Source organism: Bacillus sp. JJ1127 (assembly GCF_036965845.1).
Lineage (GTDB): Bacteria > Bacillota > Bacilli > Bacillales > Bacillaceae_G > Bacillus_A.
Window position 1 is genome coordinate 1 of the sequence record NZ_JBALQK010000077.1, and the last position, 1,734, is coordinate 1,734.

At 37.3% G+C, this 1,734-nt stretch carries 2 protein-coding genes; one reads left to right on the forward strand and one right to left on the reverse strand.

Annotated features, from left to right (window positions below):
• Positions 1–120: 120 nt before the first annotated feature.
• Entirely contained in the window at positions 121–1,296 is a 1,176-nt protein-coding gene (locus V7183_RS09400) for an acetyl-CoA C-acetyltransferase (RefSeq protein WP_097896659.1), read from the forward strand.
• Between the two features lie 43 nt (positions 1,297–1,339).
• Here the strand turns inward: V7183_RS09400 and V7183_RS09405 are convergent, their stop codons facing one another.
• A complete protein-coding gene (locus tag V7183_RS09405) occupies positions 1,340–1,681 on the reverse strand; it encodes an AAA family ATPase (protein WP_335359307.1) in 342 nt (113 codons plus the stop codon).
• Positions 1,682–1,734: the final 53 nt, after the last annotated feature.

Consider the following 1,734-nt stretch of genomic DNA (forward strand, 5'->3'; position numbering starts at 1 on the left):
GTATTATATCAAATATTTTGATTTTTTCAGTGTGTTTGTAGTATGATAATTTTAGATATACATCTTATGTTATTCCATCCAAAAACTGACTAGGATACATAAGAGAGGGGCAAGTGCAAAATGCATAATGTTGTCATTACAGCTGCAGTTCGTTCGCCAATTGGAACCTTCGGGGGAGCGCTAAAAAATGTAACGCCAGTAGAATTAGCTGTTCCCGTACTTCAAGAAGCTGTTAAAAGAGGTGGAGTAGAACCTCATGAAGTGGATGAAGTAATTTTAGGACATTGTATTCAAAGAACAGATGAGGCAAATACAGCGCGAACAGCTGCATTAGCAGCAGGATTTCCAGAAACGGTTACAGGTTATACGATTCAGCGTCAATGTTCTTCAGGTATGCAAGCGATTATGTCAGCAGCAATGCAAATTCAGTTAGGTGTAAGTGATGTTGTTATTGCAGGTGGAGTAGAAGTGATGAGTTCAAGCCCTTATGTATTAAAACAACACCGATGGGGACAGCGTCTTCAGCATGGAGAAATCCGTGACACGGTGTGGGAAATTTTAGAAGATCCAATCCATCATATTATGATGGGGGAAACAGCAGAAAATTTAGTTGAACAATATGAAATTACAAGGGAGGAACAAGATGAGGTTGCGTTTCGTAGTCATCAATTAGCTCTTCAAGCAATCGAATCAGGTTATTTTGATGATCAAATTGTTCCTATTACAATAACAGAACGTAGAAAAGAAGTAGTATTTTCAAAGGATGAACATCCGCGTGCAGATATTACAATTGAAAAGTTGACAGGATTAAAGCCAGCATTTTGTAAAGATGGATCAGTAACTGCAGGGAATGCATCAGGTATTAATGATGGAAGTGCCGTTTTAGTATTAATGAGTGAGGAAAAGGCCAAAGAAAAAGGGCTCCAACCATTAGCAAGAATTGTTGGATATTCAGTGGCGGGAGTAGATCCTAAAATTATGGGAATTGGTCCAGCACCAGCAATTCGAAAAGGATTAGAAAAAGTAAATTGGTCATTAGAAGATGCCGATTTATTAGAAATTAATGAAGCTTTTGCTGCACAATATTTAGCAGTTGAGAAGGAACTTGGATTAAACCGCGAAAAAGTGAATGTCAACGGTAGTGGTATTGGTCTTGGACATCCAATTGGTTGTACAGGGGCACGTATTACAGTGAGTTTAATTCACGAATTAAAAAGACGCAGCCTTGAAAAAGGTATTGCTTCTCTTTGCGTTGGTGGCGGTATAGGAGTAGCGCTATTTATAGAAGCATTATAAAAAAGAAGCAGCGACTGCTGCTTCTTTTTTATGCACTCCCAATTCAGGATTGAAATAAATGATGAAATAATCGATCGCGATTTTCAAAAAAGAGTTTCACTGTTTGATAATGTTCGGTTTCTTCTAGTTCTGATTCACGGATGCCTTCCTGTGTTAAAGAATATATATGGGACTTTTCAGCGTTAAATCCTAAGGCGACAGCAATTGCTTCTAGTAATGTTGATTTACCAGTTCCATTCTCTCCAATAATAAATGTTACATTGGGATGGAAATCAAGTGATTGTAATGTCCGGATAGCGGGTAAGCAATATGGGTACACAGAGAAACTAGGAATATGTTCTTTTTGTAAGGTGACACTTTTTAAAAAAGCTGTATGTTCATTCAACATATAAACCTCAATTCGTTAAAGATTTTGTTTCTAATATATATACATCAATT

Bases quoted from the DNA above. Each gene is read 5' to 3' on its own strand.
- V7183_RS09400 (WP_097896659.1), top strand. From the start codon at position 121: ATGCATAATGTTGTCATTACAGCTGCAGTTCGTTCGCCAATTGGAACC.